Annotated in this window: 1 protein-coding gene; it reads left to right on the top strand. The window is 46.2% G+C overall.

Annotated features, from left to right (window positions below; all coding sequences use genetic code 11):
* The coding region (locus VXS03_RS20335; protein ID WP_327765542.1) for a hypothetical protein at positions 1–264 on the top strand (264 nt) is incomplete at both ends.

The following is a 264-nucleotide window of genomic DNA, read 5'->3' as shown; positions in this document are numbered from 1 at the left end:
TAACGGTCAAGTGGTGATTGATATTACTGATGGCGCAGACGCGGGGGGTAATGAGCACGGTGAAATCACCATTACTGAAGGTGATTTAACCCCTCAAACTGGTGAGCAAGGCTATCCGGTTTCGGGTAATACGACGGTTGTGATTGAGGCGGGTGCAGACCGTCTTGATCCAAGTAAAGTGACCATCGATCCAAAACAATTAACCACGTTAATTGATGAACTGTCATCTGAATTAACCACGGGCAATAATGAAGCGATCAGCTT

Origin of the sequence: Photobacterium sp. S4TG1 (genome assembly GCF_036040035.1) — a bacterium.
In the GTDB taxonomy this organism is placed as follows: domain Bacteria; phylum Pseudomonadota; class Gammaproteobacteria; order Enterobacterales; family Vibrionaceae; genus Photobacterium.
The sequence above is the reverse complement of the archived record's forward strand: the minus strand, read 5'-3'. Positions and strand labels throughout refer to the sequence as shown.